13 protein-coding genes are annotated in these 17,054 nt (G+C 38.6%); 10 read left to right on the top strand and 3 right to left on the bottom strand.

What is annotated here, in order from left to right; all coding sequences use genetic code 11:
• Positions 1-3 precede the first annotated feature (3 nt).
• From ABD985_RS09715 to ABD985_RS09695, 5 genes are all read left to right on the top strand, one after another.
• Positions 4-1,284, top strand: coding sequence for a bifunctional folylpolyglutamate synthase/dihydrofolate synthase (locus ABD985_RS09715; protein WP_345371282.1), 1,281 nt, complete (start codon positions 4-6; stop codon positions 1,282-1,284).
• A gap of 141 nt (positions 1,285-1,425) precedes the next feature.
• Positions 1,426-4,356 carry a PD-(D/E)XK nuclease family protein gene (locus ABD985_RS09710; RefSeq protein ID WP_345371280.1) on the top strand — a complete coding sequence of 977 codons (2,931 nt, stop codon included), beginning with the start codon at positions 1,426-1,428 and terminating at the stop codon, positions 4,354-4,356.
• Positions 4,357-5,251: 895 nt separating this feature from the next.
• Entirely contained in the window at positions 5,252-5,824 is a 573-nt protein-coding gene (locus ABD985_RS09705) for a hypothetical protein (protein WP_345371278.1), read from the top strand.
• Between the two features lie 520 nt (positions 5,825-6,344).
• Positions 6,345-6,899: a heme NO-binding domain-containing protein gene (locus tag ABD985_RS09700; protein WP_345371276.1), complete on the top strand. Its 555-nt coding sequence runs from the start codon at positions 6,345-6,347 to the stop codon at positions 6,897-6,899.
• A gap of 47 nt (positions 6,900-6,946) precedes the next feature.
• Complete coding sequence (locus ABD985_RS09695) at positions 6,947-8,278, top strand: response regulator (protein ID WP_345371275.1); 1,332 nt, start codon at positions 6,947-6,949, stop codon at positions 8,276-8,278.
• 154 nt (positions 8,279-8,432) lie between these two features.
• Here the strand turns inward: ABD985_RS09695 and ABD985_RS09690 are convergent, their stop codons facing one another.
• Positions 8,433-9,044 carry a 1-acyl-sn-glycerol-3-phosphate acyltransferase gene (locus ABD985_RS09690; protein ID WP_345371273.1) on the bottom strand — a complete coding sequence of 204 codons (612 nt, stop codon included), beginning with the start codon at positions 9,042-9,044 and terminating at the stop codon, positions 8,433-8,435.
• A gap of 449 nt (positions 9,045-9,493) precedes the next feature.
• Here ABD985_RS09690 and ABD985_RS09685 point away from each other — a divergent pair, with 449 nt between their 5' ends.
• The 3 genes from ABD985_RS09685 to ABD985_RS09675 all read left to right on the top strand — a co-directional run bounded on the left by ABD985_RS09685 (position 9,494) and on the right by ABD985_RS09675 (position 13,105).
• A complete protein-coding gene (locus ABD985_RS09685) occupies positions 9,494-9,766 on the top strand; it encodes a hypothetical protein (protein ID WP_345371271.1) in 273 nt (90 codons plus the stop codon).
• 327 nt (positions 9,767-10,093) lie between these two features.
• Positions 10,094-12,490 (top strand): TonB-dependent receptor, encoded by a 2,397-nt coding sequence (locus tag ABD985_RS09680; RefSeq protein WP_345371270.1) that lies wholly within the window; start codon positions 10,094-10,096, stop codon positions 12,488-12,490.
• A 6-nt stretch (positions 12,491-12,496) separates the two neighbouring features.
• Positions 12,497-13,105, top strand: a complete 609-nt coding sequence (locus tag ABD985_RS09675) for a hypothetical protein (RefSeq protein ID WP_345371268.1) — start codon at positions 12,497-12,499, stop codon at positions 13,103-13,105.
• Between the two features lie 84 nt (positions 13,106-13,189).
• Here the strand turns inward: ABD985_RS09675 and ABD985_RS09670 are convergent, their stop codons facing one another.
• Together ABD985_RS09670 and ABD985_RS09665 are read right to left on the bottom strand one after the other, a co-directional pair.
• On the bottom strand, positions 13,190-14,650 hold the full coding sequence (locus tag ABD985_RS09670; RefSeq protein ID WP_345371266.1) for a M20 family peptidase: 1,461 nt from the start codon (positions 14,648-14,650) through the stop codon (positions 13,190-13,192).
• Between the two features lie 83 nt (positions 14,651-14,733).
• Complete coding sequence (locus tag ABD985_RS09665) at positions 14,734-15,432, bottom strand: DUF1707 SHOCT-like domain-containing protein (RefSeq protein ID WP_345371264.1); 699 nt, start codon at positions 15,430-15,432, stop codon at positions 14,734-14,736.
• A gap of 235 nt (positions 15,433-15,667) precedes the next feature.
• Here ABD985_RS09665 and ABD985_RS09660 point away from each other — a divergent pair, with 235 nt between their 5' ends.
• Complete coding sequence (locus ABD985_RS09660; protein ID WP_345371262.1) at positions 15,668-16,153, top strand: glutathione peroxidase; 486 nt, start codon at positions 15,668-15,670, stop codon at positions 16,151-16,153.
• Positions 16,154-16,235: 82 nt separating this feature from the next.
• A complete protein-coding gene (locus ABD985_RS09655; RefSeq protein ID WP_345371260.1) occupies positions 16,236-16,778 on the top strand; it encodes a 2'-5' RNA ligase family protein in 543 nt (180 codons plus the stop codon).
• Positions 16,779-17,054 lie beyond the last annotated feature (276 nt).

The following is a 17,054-nucleotide window of genomic DNA, read 5'->3' as shown; positions in this document are numbered from 1 at the left end:
GCGATGAACTACGAGCAAGCATTAGAATATATGTATAGCCAGCTTCCGATGTACCAAAGGGTAGGAGGCACGGCCTTTAAGAAAGATCTTACCAATACATTAGCCCTATGTGAGGCCATGGGGAATCCCCAAAAGAAGTTTAAAAGTATCCACATAGGAGGAACGAATGGGAAAGGGAGCTCTTCTAGTTTTACTGCGGCTATTCTGCAACGTGCAGGGTATAAGGTAGGGTTGTACACCTCTCCCCATCTTCAAAGTTTTACGGAGCGCATTCGTGTAAATGGACAAAACCTTCCAGAAAAAGAAGTTGTTCAATTTGTGGAGCAGTATCAAGAACTGATAGAAGAGGTAAAACCTTCTTTTTTTGAAATGACTGTAGCGATGGCCTTTGAGCATTTCGCCAAAGAACAAGTAGACTATGCCGTGATTGAGGTGGGACTTGGTGGTAGACTAGATTCTACGAATGTGATTGAACCAGAAGCTTGCCTGATTACTAACATTGGAATGGATCATATGGACATGCTAGGAGATACTCCTCAGGCAATTGCTGCAGAGAAGGCGGGGATTATCAAAAGTAAAACTCCTGTAGTGATCAGTCAAACTCAAAAAGAGGTGAGTACTGTGTTTATGGATAAAGCCAAAGAGGTGAATGCACCTATTACTTTTGGAGATCGCAAATATACCGTTAGGGATGGTGTAGAAGGGACAATAGATGTCTACAAGGATGGAATGTTATGGGGTACAGAAGTGAACGTCGGCTTAAAAGGAAAATATCAGTATTATAACTTGCCGGGAGTTCTGAAATTAATTGATGTACTAAACCCTTTACTACCTAAGAAAATAAAGAAAGATGACATTATAGGTGGACTGGAAAATGTAGTGAAGCTGACTGCTGTTAAGGGACGTTGGCAACAGCTAGGCACCTCTCCACAGATATTTTGTGATGTAGGGCATAATGAAGAGGGTATAAAGGAAATTATTAAGCAAATAGGGTCATTGAGCTTTCAAAAGTTGCATATGGTCTTGGGAGTTGTGAAAGAAAAAGATTTATCCAAGATTTTAACTCTTTTGCCTGAGGATGCTACCTATTACTTCTGTACTCCTAAAGTCCCGAGAGGATTATCCGCTACCGAGTTACAGAAAGCTGCAGACCAGGCAGGGCTCAAAGGGATTGTGATTGAGGATGTAAAAGAAGCCGTAGCAACAGCCAAGCAAGAGGCCAGTGTAGAAGACTTGATCTTTATTGGAGGAAGTACTTTTGTAGTTGCAGAGCTTGACTTATAGTAAAGGAGGTTATCGTTTATGGCTTATTGCTTAATATTAAGCGATAAGCCATAAACGTCTCAACTCACCAAAGGTGAACCTCAACAGCACGAAGTGCTACTCAACCAGCGGTGTAAGCCGCCTCAACATTTCAACAGCAGTATGTCATTTTTAAAAGAAGTCGCCCAGACCGTCTACCAAAAACATAAAACTAACTTCAAGAATATTTACGTGGTATTACCCTCTCGAAGGGCTTGTATGTATTTCAAGCAATATTTGGGAGCGTGTCTAGAGGAAGAGGTCGCTTTTTCACCTGTCATCCTTTCTATGGAAGGGTTTGCTCGTAAAATTAGCCGATTGCAAAAGGCAGATAATGTCACATTAATTTTTGAGTTGTTCAAAGTATATCGTCAATTCGATAAGGAGATTACCTTAGATAAGTTTACCCCTTTGGGTACATCTTTATTGAGGGACTTTAACATGATTGATAATAATCTCTCTGCAAAACAGACGCAGGAGATGTTTGAGTACTTGCAAGATACCAAAGCCATTGAGCGATGGGCTGAGGAGTTGAGAGAGGACCCCGAGGAGTTGATGAAGCGAAAGTCACAGGCATTGACCAACTTCTTTTCTTTCTGGGAAAACCTGGCAGACACCTATTATGCCTTTCGTAGTCGTTTGATAGAAAAGCATATAGCCTATGGTGGATTGTCGTTTCGAGAGGCATTCAACCATTTGATGGAAGCAGTGAAGGAGCTAGGAGTAGAGCAAGTGGTATTTGCAGGGTTTAGTCAGGTTTCTACCGTAGAGCATGACCTGATGCAGGTATTGACAGAGCACGGTATGGCTGAGCATTACTTTGATAGTGATCAGTATTATGTGAATCATACAGAGCATGAGGCAGGGTATTTTTTCCGTAAGTTTAGACAGACCTTTGCCAAGGGACATCAGGACCTTTCGAGAAACTACTATCAGCAAGAAGAGCCTTGTGAAATCGAAGTGATTAAGGTACACAGCGATGTGGCACAGGCGAAGGTGGTAGGACAGTTATTGAGCGAACAGTTACAGGATACATCAGCTTGGGAGCACTTTACCAAGACGGTTAACCATACCGCAGTTTTGCTACCAGACGAGAGTATGTTGACACCGTTATTATACTCTTTGCCAGTATTGGAGGGAGATCGACGTTTGTCTACGTATACTAACGTGACGATGGGAGTAGCTTTTCAAAATACCCCATTTTTTGACCTGATAGTGTCCGTATTCAAGTTACAGGAGGGGTTAAGAAAGAATGACGATGGAGTCCCTTGTGTATACTTCAAGGAAGTACTCAATATTGTAAGGCATCCTTATTTCCAGCATTCGGTAGTCTCTAAGGAGTATAGAGAGATTGCGGAGGGTATTCAGAAAGAAATTATATCAGAGGGACTGATTCTTATTCCTCTGGACCGCATATTGAGTTGGGGAGATCGTATGCCGATCTACAGGGCTATTTTTAAAGCGTGGCGATCCAATTATAAAACTGCTCTGCAGCAACTTTTTGCTTTGACGGAGGCATTGGTACACCTGTTTGACCGGGAAGATGACCCTTTGCAAATTATGCAAGATTCCATCGATCACCAACGTATAGAATATGAGTTACTCCTAAAGTTTTATACGGTACTAAATCGACTACAGGACATCTTAGGTTTACAGAAAGAAAATATTCCTATCCGTACCTTTAGGCAGTTGTTGATGGAGCTTCTTAAAGGAATACAAATTCCTTTTACAGGACAGCCTATTGCTCCTTTACAAGTGATGGGTATGTTGGAGAGTCGTGCGTTGGACTTTGAGCATGTCATGATTCTTTCCTGTAATGAAGGCTTTTTGCCGGTAAAAAAAGTGGCAGAATCTATCATTCCTTATGACTTGAGGATACAGTTTGGAATGCCGACCTATAAACATAATGATATAGCCTTTGCCTATACCTTTTATCGTTTGTTGCATAGAGCCAAAAAAATCACCCTGTTATACGTAGATGCCGCAGCCTCAAAGGATGGGGGAGAAATGAGTCGTTTCTTGGTACAGTTAAAGGAAGAACTGCTCAAGCAAGAAGGAATACGTTTTACCTTGAGTGAGCGAATTCTGCAATTGGATATGCCTGACCTTTCGGCACGTGTTCCTCAACAGGTTATTAAAGATGAGGTATTACTGACTAAAATTAAGGAGAAACTAGCAAAGGGCATTAGTCCGTCTTCCTTGAACCGATATATCAAAAATCCTCTGGCTTTTTTGGAGGATAAAATATTGGAGGTGAGAGAAGGTGAGGAGCTGGAAGAAAGTCTCGATCAGCGTACTTTTGGAACCTTATTGCATGAGTCTCTGGAACAATTGCTACTACCAAAGATAGGACAGTGGATTGATGAGGATTTTTTAATGAATCATTGTACTGCTGAGGAGGTGAGTAAACAGGTAGAAGTAGTTCTGAGTATTACCAAAAGTAAGGATGTGGCGACTAAAAATATGCGCTATGGAAAAAACTATATCCTGAAGAAAGTGGCGGAGCGCTTAACATTGAATTTTCTTGAAAAGCAACGACAAGAAGCACCCTTCTTTTTGGTAGCACAAGAGTCTTTTCATGGGCATACGATGAAGATTCCATTGCAGGATAGCTCCGTAATTCCGTTTAGAGTTTCTGGTATGGCTGACCGTATTGATATTGTTGGAAATACCATTCGTATCGTAGATTATAAGACGGGAGCCTATCATAAGGAAAACCTAAAGGCAAATAACTATCAAGAGTTATTGTTTCATCCCGAGAAAGAAAAGATTGTACAATTACTCTCTTATAAGTATATCTTGATACAGAATATATTAAATGGAGAACTGAAAGATTACGCGTTCCCTGCTGGGTTTGATCTACAAACCTGTAAGGTGGAGGCAGGTTTTTATTTCTTCCGAAAATTATCAGATGGGTTTGTTCAGTATCAGATAGCCGATGAACCTACGGACCGGGAGGGTTTTGTGAACTATGCAGAGAAGTTCTTTACACACTTGATACAGCATATGATGCGAGAGGATATGGCGATTTCAGAGGAACAAGCATTTGTCTAGTGGACCAATTACTAGGTCTGCTTATAGGTAAAATATACTGGTCTTAGCCTCTAGGTTAAGACCTTAAGCATAACTTGAGCGTCTTCGCTCAAAAAAGTAGAGAGTTCCTTGCGTTCATTTAATATTTAGACCACTAGTGGTCTAAACACTAAGTTTTCTGATAGAAATAAAGGTGCTACTTCCAAATGGATAAAGGAGGAAGGAAGAAGGATAAAGGATTACTATCCATAGGTTCCTTCCTCCTTAAACCCCTTAAAAGTAGCACTTAACTATAAGTATACTTATTATCAGTCTACTAGCTATTATCGTGTATTGCTTATCGTTGAATGTTAATATAAAGGAGAAGTAATACACGATATGTTAACCCAAATAATCATACAGTATCTCAATTAAAGAATAGAGGATTCACTTAAAATAGTGATGTATTTTTTATTAATTTTTTGTAGGAATACTGGGGAAAGTAATATTATTTTGATAAAATAGTATTAAAGAAAGTAATCATCAAACCCAATGTTATGGTTACAACCTTATACTAAAAGCTAAAACTGATATTTTGCTGAAAACGGTAAAGTCTATTCAATACTCATAAGAAACATAATGAAAGGACAAAATTGTACTTTCTAAAGGGATAATGCTTACTAGCTAGAGAACTTTACGTGCTGCCATTGGAAAAGTGATTATTACACTCAGATAACCTTTCAGGTTACACCCCTGTTTTATTTATGTTCTGTGCGATTAGAGGATGAATGACTCCATTTTCAGATCACCAACTATAGAATTGATCAAGAAGGACAATTGCGTCCAGTTTGCTTTCACTTTTTATTAATATCGGAGTGATTGTCCCCAATTGATGAATATATATAAATTAGTTTAACGTAAACTAACTGACTATCTTATGATTACTGCTATTGTACTTAGTGTCATCGGCGTATTGATACTATTTGTTGCTTATCGTTTATTTGAAGAGCGTGCATTGCATGCTTTAGCTAAAAGAAGTGAAAACCATCTGTATAAGGGGGTTTATCATGGTATGTTAAGGAGTTATCTTCAAGATGATGAAGAACTGACGACTGCTAGTCCTTTGGGGGATGTTAAATACCGTTTTTATCGCTTTATAGAAGGGCATCAACTGAAAAAAAGAAGTGTGAAAACCAGAAGAGTAACGGGTGTGATTTTAGAGCCTACCTCTTATGAAGGGAACACTTCCTCTGTTGAAAGTTACTTACTTTCAGAGGGTTTCGAGTATTCAACCTTATCTGAAGAAGTGGGGATTGCTGATTTAAAACTTACTTCTCTGACGAATATAGGAGAGAATAAGTTGTTGCATCATCCGACCAAAGAAGTGGTGTACGTGATTAATCAGTATACCGGTAGTATAGTTATTTTCCAAAGTTTTTATCTTGAATACTTACTGGAAAAGAAGCGTCAACAGAAAAGAGATAAGAAAACTCATAAGGTCGCATCTTAAGGGTTCTTATAAGGAAATGAAGAAAAATGAGTCATCCCATATAAACATTTAAGGGGTGACTCATTTTTTTTTATTTAAAAAGTGCCTTTATATATCTAAAAATGGCCTTGAAGAATTGCCGTTAAAATTTTTAATCGTAAAAGCGTTAAGAAAATTCCATTGTTTGAGCGTAGCGAGTTTGGAATTTTTAGCTTTTACGATTAAAAATTAGGTAAATTCTTCAAAGCCTTGATTTTTTTGCTTCGTTTTTTCATCAAGGAAAAAATGAAGAAACTCATAAAGGGCTTGTGAGATAGCTATAAAGTGATGAATTCTCAGAAAGCTAAACCATTTGTTAATATGGGATGATTCATCTTTTTTCGTTAGCTGCTTAAACAAAGAATAGGGTAAAGGGACTCAAGAGAATATATCGGAATCGTACAAATGTAAGGATTGTATGTAATTAAAAAGGAACAGGCGGGTAGATCATAGTATGTTCAAGGTAGTGTTTGGATGAATAGATTATGGTTTAGAATATTTTATGAAAGGAATTTTATTTACAGAGTTATTGGAAATGGTAGAAGGTCGCTTCGGCTTTGATGTGGCTGACCACATTGTCGTTGAGAATACCTTTCCTCACTTTGGTGTCTATACTGCCGTAGGGGATTATCCTTATGCAGAGATAGAATGCTTATTGATTTCCTTGGAAAGTGCAACCAAGGTTCCTATGGACCAATTACTCTATGATTACGGTAAACATCTTTTTACTGTATTTAAAAAAAGTCGTATTGATTGGCTCAAGGAGTGCACGTCTTCTGTATCCTTGATAAAAAAGGTTCTCCTTCATTTTCAAGAAGTATCAAGATGGACTGCAGAGTATCAGGATTTTCCGGAAATCTTATTGGAGTTGGATGAAGTTGGGCAAATTGTATTTAGACTTAAGGGAGATTACATACAAAGTATCCCTGAGGTGATGAGGGGCTTCGTTGATGAAGTAGTGTATTATTATCAGGAGACGCTTACATTGGAAATAGCACAGCGAGTAGCAGATTCATCTATTAGTTTTTCTCTATATAATAAAAGTTGTGTACTATGATCGATGAAAGTATAAGTTCGATAAGAAGGATCCTATCTAGAGAACGATTGGCTAGAAAAGAAGCAGAGGAAATTATAGAGCAAAAATCGATTGAGCTTCAAGAATTAAATCAAGAGTTGTTGAAAGCGAATCACTGCTTGGAAGAAAAAGTACAATCCAGAACACTTGAGCTAGAAACAACCTTGAGAGAGCTGAAAGAGTTGAATCAGGAATTATCCTTGGCTAAGGAAAAAGCAGAGTTGGCAATTAAGACAAAGGATAATTTCTTGGCGACCATGACACACGAAATTCGAACACCATTGAATGCTGTTATTGGTATTGCTTATCAACTGTTGAGAGATAATCCTACTGAGAAGCAGTCCAAGCATTTGGAAACGCTTCGTTTTTCTGCCGAAAACTTACTTTCTCTGGTAAACGATATTTTGGATTACAATAAGATGGAGGCAGAAAAACTGGAGTTTGAGAAAATTCCTTTCAATATCAAGTCACTCTGTCAGAAGGTAAGAAATACCTGGGCTATTAAGGCCAATGAAAAAGGGGTACGTCTAAAGTATGTGATGGACTCTGAAGTGGATAGTTTAGTTTTGGGAGACCCTACTCGACTTTCACAAGTTTTGAATAACCTATTGGGGAATGCCCTAAAATTTACAGAAAAGGGCAAAATCGTCTTGACAGTAGAGGAGGTGTTTAGTAATCAAGAGAAGTTACATGTATGTTTTCGGGTGAATGATACAGGAATCGGAATACCGAGTGCCAAACTTGAAAGTATCTTTGATCATTTTACCCAGGCAGATAGCAGCACATCCAGAAAATATGGAGGGTCCGGATTAGGGTTAGCCATTTGTAATAAGTTACTATTGCTACAGCAATCCCAACTGAAGGTGAGTAGTATTGAAGGAGAGGGGACAACCTTTTCTTTTGTTTTGGTTTTTGATAGAGCTGAAGAGTATATGGAGGAAGAGCCTCCAACAGTGATTGATCCTCAAGCATTGAATGAGGTAACTATCCTGGTCGTAGAGGATAATCAAATTAATCAACAGGTAATTCGTTGGATGTTGTTGGATTGGGGGTGTAAGGTGACCTTTGCAGGTGATGGATATCAGGCCTTAGAGCTAGTAAGTAAAGAGACCTATGATATTATTCTGATGGACTTGCATATGCCAATGATGGATGGATTGGAAACAACTAAACGAATTCGCTCTACTGATAATGATAATAAACAGGTACCGATATTGGCCGTGACTGCTGCAGCTATGATGGGAGAAGTACGAAATGATATCCTGGAAGCAGGTATGAATGGCGTGATTAGTAAGCCATTCAAGCCAGAGGAGTTGTTTGTACAGATACAAGAGGCTTTATCAGGAAAGTATAGTAGTTAATATTGGAGCAGTTGAATATTTGGGATGTATTTGTTCATATTGTTTAATTGAGCTTCGCTCGTTGATGATGTTTAGTTATTAGGCTCACTAAAAGTGTATCAACTAAACAATATGAACGAGCGAAGCTCAATTAAACAATATGAACAAACATTATTTAGAGAGCTTCTTGCTCTAAGGGGCGTGGACTGAAACGCTTATCCAAAGCAAAATTTTCAGGAACCTTCGCCGTCATATCTTTATAGAAGTCCATGATAATTCTCATGTCTTCTTCAAAATTACCGCTAGGATGTAATATTCTTCCGACACCAGCTTCTTTTTTGGCATAGTCCAAATAAGCTAGGGAAATAGGCACCTGGGCTTTTAGAGCCGTCTGATAGAATCCTTTTTTCCATATTTCTTTTCTTGAGCGTGTTGCTTCAGGGCAAATCAAGACTACCTTTTCTTTCTCCCCTTCAAAAAGTGCAGCCATGTCGTCGACCATATTGGTTCTTTTACCTTTATGTGATGCAGAACGATCAATGGCAATACCTCCCATAGGACCTATTGCTAAATTAAATGGAAAAGTCATCCATTCTTTTTTAATAGCGAATCGTAAAGGAATTCCCAATTGTCGACATCCTTCCACGCAAAAAACAAAATCCCAGTTAGAGGTGTGTGGTGCTGCCAAAAAGATACTCTTTTTGACTTCGTCGGGATTTACTCCTTCGGCGTATCGTGTACGCCACCCTTTCAGTTTAAAAATGAGGGCAAATAGTAGTCTGATCATGAAATAAGTATGGTTACAATATACATCTGTCGCATCAAGTCAATTCTGTTAAGAATCTAATGATACTTCTATTAAGTATTGTAAAAATACAAAATTAAATCAGGGTATAAGAGGGTGTTTACAAAAAGTAACTAATGAATAATTATTCATTATAGAATATATCATGGAAAATGGCCTGCTTATTGGTAGATGTTAGAGGTGTCTTGTAAGGGGTTAGTTATCTCTGATTAGCCTTTCAAGACTTATCTTTTTTTCTTTCAAGTTGCTTGTAAGTAGAGAGAAGAAGTTAAGGAATCATAAAAATTTGAAAGTAATATGTCTCTTTTGTCTTATGATTTGTCTTTTAATTACAATTAGTAGCAATAGGCAACTATACTCTGTGATTTTACGTGTATGTAAGAAGTGACTGAAAAAGGAATGTTAATGTCAACCATCATAGCCTAAGTCTTATGAATACGATAACGAAAGACAAGGTTCGAATTCTTGTAGAGAACGAGATCCTTAACAAACACTATACTACCCCAAAAGATTTATTAAGAACCCTGGAAGAAATGAATTATGAAATTAGCCAGCCAATTTTGGTAGGGTGGTTGCATCAGTTCGTAAAGCAAGGACTATTGGATTATATTCCGGCAGGGTCATTCAATATATATTATTTTACAGAAGATACGATGAGCCATTTGATAGCGCTGGAAGAAGATTTAAAGAATACGATGGCCTAATGTCATCTGTTCATGATGTTTAATTGAGCTTCGCTCGTTCATGATGTTTAGTTGAGAAAAAATAAAACAACTAAACATCATGAACGAGCGAAGCTCACCTAAACAATATGAACAAAAAAGTACCAATTTAGCTAAAAACAGATTTAATGCTTCTCAACGCAAGTAGAGGAGTCGACTAACTTGTCTTTGAAATTAGGAAATAAATGCAATTCTGTTGCATTTATTTTTTTTCGTTATATTTTTGCAACTATGTCGCAATATTATTTTCACTTTATTTGTCAATAACCATATGATTATGTAAAACAATTGCTTCTGTACAAAATATCAATGAACTATAAACTAGGAGTAGCATTACTTATTTTTTGGAGTCTATATTTTTCTGCAATAGGCATTGCTCAACAACAAAATTGTATTTATACGGTAGAGGGAAGGGTCCTGGATGTAGAAAATAGACAACCAATACCTTTTGTCACGGTACGCTTGTTAGGAGAATCTAAGGGAGCGGTGACGGATGCAGAAGGGTATTTTCAGGTAAGACATTTGTGTGAAAAAGAATTCAATCTTCGGTTTTCCTGTGTAGGGTACAAGCCGATTGTGCATCATCATGATGGGCATCATGCTATGCCAACCATTTATATGGCGACAGATGTGTCACAGCTAGAGACTGTGGTCATAGAGTCAGAAGGGGAAGAATTATTTTTTGAGTCGGCGACTATAGATAAGATCGATTCCCGTAGTTTGGCAATACGTCCTGCTTCCTCGTTGGGGGAAGTATTAAGTGAAATTGAAGGAGTTTCCTTTGTGGCGATAGGGAGTAATGTACAGTTACCGATTATCCATGGGCTTTATGGCAACCGCATCTTGATCGTAAACAATGGGGTTCGTCATGGATTCCAGAACTGGGGAGTGGAGCATGCTCCCGAAATAGATCTAAATAATGTAGAGAAGGTCGCGGTATTAAAAGGAGCAGCAGCAGTACGTTTTGGTCCGGAAGCGATGGGAGGGGTTGTATTGGTAGAAGGAAATGGGATGGAGCTGTCCACACCCTTGAGCGGGATGATCAAAACAGGTTTGGAAAGTAATGGCAGGGGAGGATATACGGCTGCTAACATACAGTATGGAGGAGATCGTTGGAGTTATCACCTAGGTGGAGGATATACTCGTCTAGGAGATCGGCATGCACCTGATTATTCCCTGACAAACTCAGGTAAGGAAGAGGTGGCAGTGAATGCAGGTGTTCGATTTCACTTCAGAGATGGTGATGCCCGATTGTCCTATAGTTTGGTAGATCAAAAATTGGCGATATTGAGAACCTCCATATTTGGTAATGGAGAGGACCTGATAAGAGCATTGGATGCGGAGGAGCCGCTGATTATCCAGGATTTTTCTTATGAAATCAAACCACCTTATCAGTCAACAGCGCACCATTTTCTAAAGGCTGAAGCAGATTGGAACAGACCGGGAGGGGTATGGCACTTGATATGGGGTGGACAGTGGAATGCAAGGAAAGAGTTTGATGTTCGAAGAAACGCAGAACGCCCTGTGATTGATCTTGAATTATGGACCAATGATTTACAGCTAGAATGGGAGCATGTGACCTGGGGGCCTTTTGAAGGGGCATTTGGGGTGCAGTTATTTATGCAGGATAATGACAATAACCCAGGTACAGGAACTACTCCATTTATCCCGAACTATAATACGAATAGGGGAAGTGTGTTTGTGATTGAAACCTTGGAAAGGCCACATATACGCTATGAACTAGGGGTAAGGGGAGACTATGAAGTTACCTCTGTGCGAGGACGGGAAACTAATCAGGATACTTTCAGTAATGAGTATTCTTTAGGGAATGCGACTTTATCCTTTGGTGTGGTCAAGTCATTTATGGATTGGGAGTTTAGGTCTAATTTCGGTACCGCCTGGAGAGCCCCCAATGTGGCTGAGTTGTATAGTTTTGGTCAAACGGGCTATAAATTGTCCTATGGATTGTGGCGCTATCAGTTTAATGAAGATGGACAGTTACAAACCAATAAGATCTTGACGGAAGAAGATGAGGCACTACTTCCTGAAAAGGGATATAAGTGGATGAATGAACTTAAATGGGATAAGGGGATACATCAATTGAATATCTCAGCTTACCTCAATTTGATAGAAAACTTTGTTTACGAACGCCCTATCGGGTTGACTAGTACGGTGAGAGGGCCTATGCCAGCCTTTATTTATGACCGGAATGACGCCCTCTTTACTGGAGTTGATGTCACTTGGAAGACTAGTTGGTCTCCTAAACTAGAAGGTGTGCTAGGGGCAAGCTATTTATGGTCAAGAAACATCGATAAGGATGAGCCATTAATTAATCAGCCACCAAATTATTTGCGATATGACCTGAGCTATAAAGTTTGGACCACAGAAAAAGCACAATTGATCCTTGGAGCAGATGCACAGTATACCTTTCGACAGTATCATGCGCCCCAAGAGGTTAATCCAGAAGATATTGTTAATGGAGTAGTAGAAATCAATGAGGATACGCCGATTTTCGATTTTAGGGAAGCACCGGATGGTTATTTCCTGTTAGGAGGAAGCATTAATGGAACCTGGAAGAATTGGACAGGTCAATTGTCTGTCTATAATGCATTAAATAAAAGTTATCGTAACTACCTCAATGAGATGCGCTATTTCGCAGATGAGGTAGGGAGAAACCTTGTACTTAATATTAATTATAAATTTTAAACAACTATGTTCAGTAAAATCACTAAACCATTTGCTTACTTATTACTAGGGCTAAGTGTTATGACTTTCACTGCTTGTGATGATGATGACGATTTTCCAGAAGAGGAAAATGACCTGGAAGTGATCACCAGAGTTACATTGTCTTTCACTAATGATCAAGATGCGGGAGATGTAGTGACAGCACTTGCGGTAGACCCGGACGGAGCAGGTATTCAGGATTTGGAAGTACTGGAAAATATTGTATTAAAAGCGAATACTACTTACACGTTGGAAATGGAACTCCTGAATGAGCTTGACCCAAATGATGTAAAAGATATTACAGCAGAAGTGAAAGACGAGGATGATGAGCACCAGTTCTTCTTTGCTTTCACTGAAGGCGTATTTACTACACCTACAGGAAATGGAAATGTTGACGGAGAGGGAGAGGTGAATTATCTGGATCAGGATGGTAATGGAAATCCTGTTGGATTGGAGACTTCATGGACTGCTGCTACGGCAACAACAGGTACATTCAGAGTCATCCTTAAGCATCAGCCTGGCTTGAAAACTGCTACAAGTACAGTGAACGAAGGAGGTACGGATATAGACGTAACTTTCGATATCACAGTGGAATAATGGATCATTAAGAATGAAGAATTAAAAATGAAGAATTAAGAGTTAAATACATCTTACTCTTCATTTTTAATTCTTCATTCTTCATTAATAATTCACCATCAGTTGGTAATAGAATCTGATAGATTCTTCAAAGTCAGATAGTGCAATACGCTCATTGATGCCGTGTAGTCGATCCAGATCTTCTCCAGTGTAATGGGTAGGAGAGAAGCGATAGACGTGATCACAGATAGTTTCATAATATCGACCATCAGTCGCTGCAATCAACAAGAAAGGCGTAGAAATCGTAGTCGGGTAGATTTGATGAATCGTTTTGCGTAAGCTATTGAATTCCTCCCCTTGATCTGGCGAAACATTGGATGGGTTTTTTCCAGACCCAACCGTGCTAATACTCACCCTTTTATCATCAATTACCTTGGTGGCATGATTAACCACATCTTTGACGGTTTCTCCCGGTAATATTCTAAAGTTAATCGTCGCTTCTGCGGTAGATGGAATCACATTTTCCTTGATACCACTGTTAAATATAGTAGGGGTATGTGTGGTTCGGATAGACGCTCTTCCTGTATTACTTTGTCTATAGTTGTCAAGAATAATTGGTTCAAACAACCATTGGTTGGCCATGGCCATTTTTAGTACAAAAGGCATCTCAGGACCAAGGTAACGCAAGAAGCCTTTCACCGGAAGAGATAGCTGATCTTCCATAGGCGTCTCTTGTAGCTTGAGAATTGCCTGACTAATAACCTCAATAGAGTTTTCTTTACTTGGCATAGAAGAGTGACCGGCTTCCATTTTGGTTGATAGCTTTAGGGTAACGGCTCCTTTTTCGGCACTACCAATCAGTGCTACTTGTGATTCCTCAATACCAGGAACAATTCCTTTGGACACCATACCTCCCTCATCTACAGCCATTCCTACTCGCACACCTCTTTGCTTTAACAATTCAGCCATAGCCATTGCTCCTGAGCCTCGGGTTTCCTCATCGTGGCCAAAGGCAAGGTAGATGGTACGTTTTGGCGTGATACCCTTTGAAAGTTGTAGTTCAACTGCTTCCATAATGGCGATGATGGCATTTTTGTCATCGATGGAGCCTCTTCCCCAAAGGTAATCATCATGGATATTACCACTCCAGGGACCTTGCTTCCAGTTGGATAAAGTAGCCTCTTCTACTGGAACCACATCCATATGCGCGGCAAGTAGTAGTGGTGCTAGTGTTTGATCACTACCTTTCCAGGTATATAGTAAACTATAGCCATTGACTATTTCTTTCTTTAAATGCTGATGTAGCAATGGGTAAGTACTTTCCAGGTATTGATGAAACCCTTCAAAAGTACTATAGTCTATTGTGGAAGTATCGTAATGAGAGATCGTTTGGAAAGGAATAGCTTCTGCCAAGTGGTGGATGGCTTCCGTAGGTACAGATAGCTCCTCGGCAGGAGGTAACGCATCGGTATCCATCTGTAAAGATTCAAAAGTAAACGTATTATATAAGACAACACTTGTCAGGGAGAGTACTCCCAACAAGATAAAAAATAGCACTTTCTTCATGAGAAATTTAGTGAATAAAAAGTATAATTGAATAGTTTGTACGTTACTTTCAAAGATAGAGGGAAATTAGAAATAATTGTACATTATACATACATGATTTTGATCTCACTTAAGATATTTAATCCTTGCAGTGTTAGGGTATACTCCTGAGGAGGGGTAAGCTCTTCTTCTCTCTTGCCAAAAATGCCTCTCCATTTTTTCTTTGTCTTCTGTGAGAGATGCCCCAAAAAGTTCTGGGTATGGTCCATGATTCTTACGCCTTTTGGAAGAATAAGGCGAACTTCACTAGCTAAAGAGTTAATGTTGATCGTAATGTGTTTTCCTTCTAGTATTCCCTTACTCAAATCAATGTCGGTATTACTCAAACCTCCCCAGATCGTAAGCTCAAGGTTATTCTCTTGGATGTACTCTTCAACAAGTTGTAATTTACTTTCTCCTAACAATGTTTGTACAATAGTACCTTGGGGAGTTTTGGCAAGGGACAAACTCCTTTTACTACTGCTAAGAAAGGTTGTTACGGTAGATAGATTGCTACTGAGAGAGGAGGAAGAGGCTTGGGGGCGCTCAAATTCAAAGGAATGTGTGTTGTGTACTCTTTTTTGATACCCAGGGAAATCATGTACAATATCTTCCAAAGCCTCTATTGATTTAGCCTCATAGGCTTTTTGTAGGCGCTCTTCAAAGTCAAATTCTTCCAGATTGTGCTCTGTAAAGGCTTTTTGTAGTAGTTGTATGATCTCTTCTCTTTTCTTGGGAAGTCCGAAGGTAGTCTTTTCTTTCATATTGATGCGCTGTTTGCGATAGTTACTTCTCTTAATATACGTTTTCTAAGAAGTTCCTGTTGTATCTTCTCTAGGGGTATTATAACTATTTTTTTAAAAAAAAATGTTTTTAGGGTATAGATATATTTTTTCAAGATGAATCATTGAAAAATTTTTGGGTATAATATAAATCTTACTATTTTTATATCGTAAGCGATATAATTTATTTTCTTTAATATATTAAATATCAATAAGAATGAGCGCACCATTTTATCAGTTTTCAGCAAAGTCCCTTCAAGGAAAGGACGTATCAATGGAGGAGTTTAAAGGAAAGGTTGTTTTGGTAGTGAATACCGCCAGTAAGTGTGGATTGACTCCTCAATATGAAGGATTGGAAGCCTTATATGAAAAATATAAAGATGAAGGGTTAGTTATTTTAGGGTTCCCTTGTAATCAGTTTGCAAATCAGGAGCCTGGAGATGCTAAGTCAATTCAGGAAGGATGTTTACTGAACTATGGAGTAACTTTCCCAATCTTTGAGAAGATTGAGGTCAATGGATCAGGGACACATCCTATCTTCAAATACTTGAAGGATAACCTTTCTGGTTTCTTGATGAAACGCATCAAGTGGAACTTCACCAAATTCATGTTGGATAAAAATGGACAACCTTATAAGCGTTTCTCCCCAACGACTAAGCCAGAGGATTTAGAAAAGTACGTAGTAGAGCTATTGAATAAATAGTGAGCAGTGTTAAGTTATGAGTTATGAATTATGAGTTTTAAATTTAACTCATAACTCATAACTCATAACTCCCAACTCACCTATGCTTTATTTCATTGCTATCCTACCTCCTGAGCCTCTACGATCAAAACTGTCTGCCCAAAAGCAACTTATTGCAGAGCAGTATAAGACTTATAAAGCACTCAACTCTCCTCCTCATATTACCCTTTTTCCCCCTTTTCAAAAAGATGCCTCTCAAGAAGAATATTTTCTACAAACCTTGGAGAAGGAAATGTCTACAGTACAATCTTTTGATATTACTCTAAATGGTCATGGGGCATTTCCTCCTCGAGTAGTTTATGTTGCGGTTGAGTTGACAGATGCCTTGCAACAACTTTATGAACAGATCAAATTATTGGTGAGGGAAGTATGGGAGGTAAAAGAAGAGCGATATGGTGGCCGTCCCTATCATCCACATTTGACGTTGGCGTTTAAAGACTTGAGCAAAGGTGCTTTCCACAAGGTGTGGGAAGTGTATCGTGATACTTCTTTTGAGGCTACCTTTACAGTGTGTAAAGTAGCTTTGTTAAAACATGATGGTAAGGTGTGGCAAGTTTTGAAAGAAATTGGATTAAAAAAGGAGTGATTGTAGATAGGTAATATTGATCATCTATTATTTTATTGCACTTTTTTAATAAAAAATATATTTAATGGAACGATTTTTTTGTATTTATCTTAAGAGTGCATACTTTCGTTATGCGAGATCAAAACATATAAAACCTAATTTTTAGCCCTTATTAACCGCTATTAGCCCATTAAAATATTGTTTTTAATAACTCGAAATCAATCACACTTAGAAGTCTTGAGATTTTCTCAAGGCTTTTTTTTATATACTTTTTTCAATATTGATTTTCTAATAAAT

The sequence above is a fragment of the Algivirga pacifica genome (assembly GCF_039543525.1).
GTDB lineage: Bacteria > Bacteroidota > Bacteroidia > Cytophagales > Flammeovirgaceae > Algivirga > Algivirga pacifica.
Note: the sequence above shows the minus strand (reverse complement) of the source record. Positions and strands in the feature narration are given on the sequence as shown.

Excerpts from the sequence above, each read along its gene's own strand:
- ABD985_RS09715 (WP_345371282.1), top strand. The coding sequence starts at position 4 with ATGAACTACGAGCAAGCATTAGAATATATGTATAGCCAGCTTCCGATG.
- ABD985_RS09710 (WP_345371280.1), top strand. The coding sequence starts at position 1,426 with ATGTCATTTTTAAAAGAAGTCGCCCAGACCGTCTACCAAAAACATAAA.
- ABD985_RS09705 (WP_345371278.1), top strand. The coding sequence starts at position 5,252 with ATGATTACTGCTATTGTACTTAGTGTCATCGGCGTATTGATACTATTT.
- ABD985_RS09700 (WP_345371276.1), top strand. The coding sequence starts at position 6,345 with ATGAAAGGAATTTTATTTACAGAGTTATTGGAAATGGTAGAAGGTCGC.
- ABD985_RS09690 (WP_345371273.1), bottom strand. The coding sequence starts at position 9,044 with ATGATCAGACTACTATTTGCCCTCATTTTTAAACTGAAAGGGTGGCGT.
- ABD985_RS09685 (WP_345371271.1), top strand. The coding sequence starts at position 9,494 with ATGAATACGATAACGAAAGACAAGGTTCGAATTCTTGTAGAGAACGAG.
- ABD985_RS09680 (WP_345371270.1), top strand. The coding sequence starts at position 10,094 with ATGAACTATAAACTAGGAGTAGCATTACTTATTTTTTGGAGTCTATAT.
- ABD985_RS09675 (WP_345371268.1), top strand. The coding sequence starts at position 12,497 with ATGTTCAGTAAAATCACTAAACCATTTGCTTACTTATTACTAGGGCTA.
- ABD985_RS09670 (WP_345371266.1), bottom strand. The coding sequence starts at position 14,650 with ATGAAGAAAGTGCTATTTTTTATCTTGTTGGGAGTACTCTCCCTGACA.
- ABD985_RS09665 (WP_345371264.1), bottom strand. The coding sequence starts at position 15,432 with ATGAAAGAAAAGACTACCTTCGGACTTCCCAAGAAAAGAGAAGAGATC.
- ABD985_RS09660 (WP_345371262.1), top strand. The coding sequence starts at position 15,668 with ATGAGCGCACCATTTTATCAGTTTTCAGCAAAGTCCCTTCAAGGAAAG.
- ABD985_RS09655 (WP_345371260.1), top strand. The coding sequence starts at position 16,236 with ATGCTTTATTTCATTGCTATCCTACCTCCTGAGCCTCTACGATCAAAA.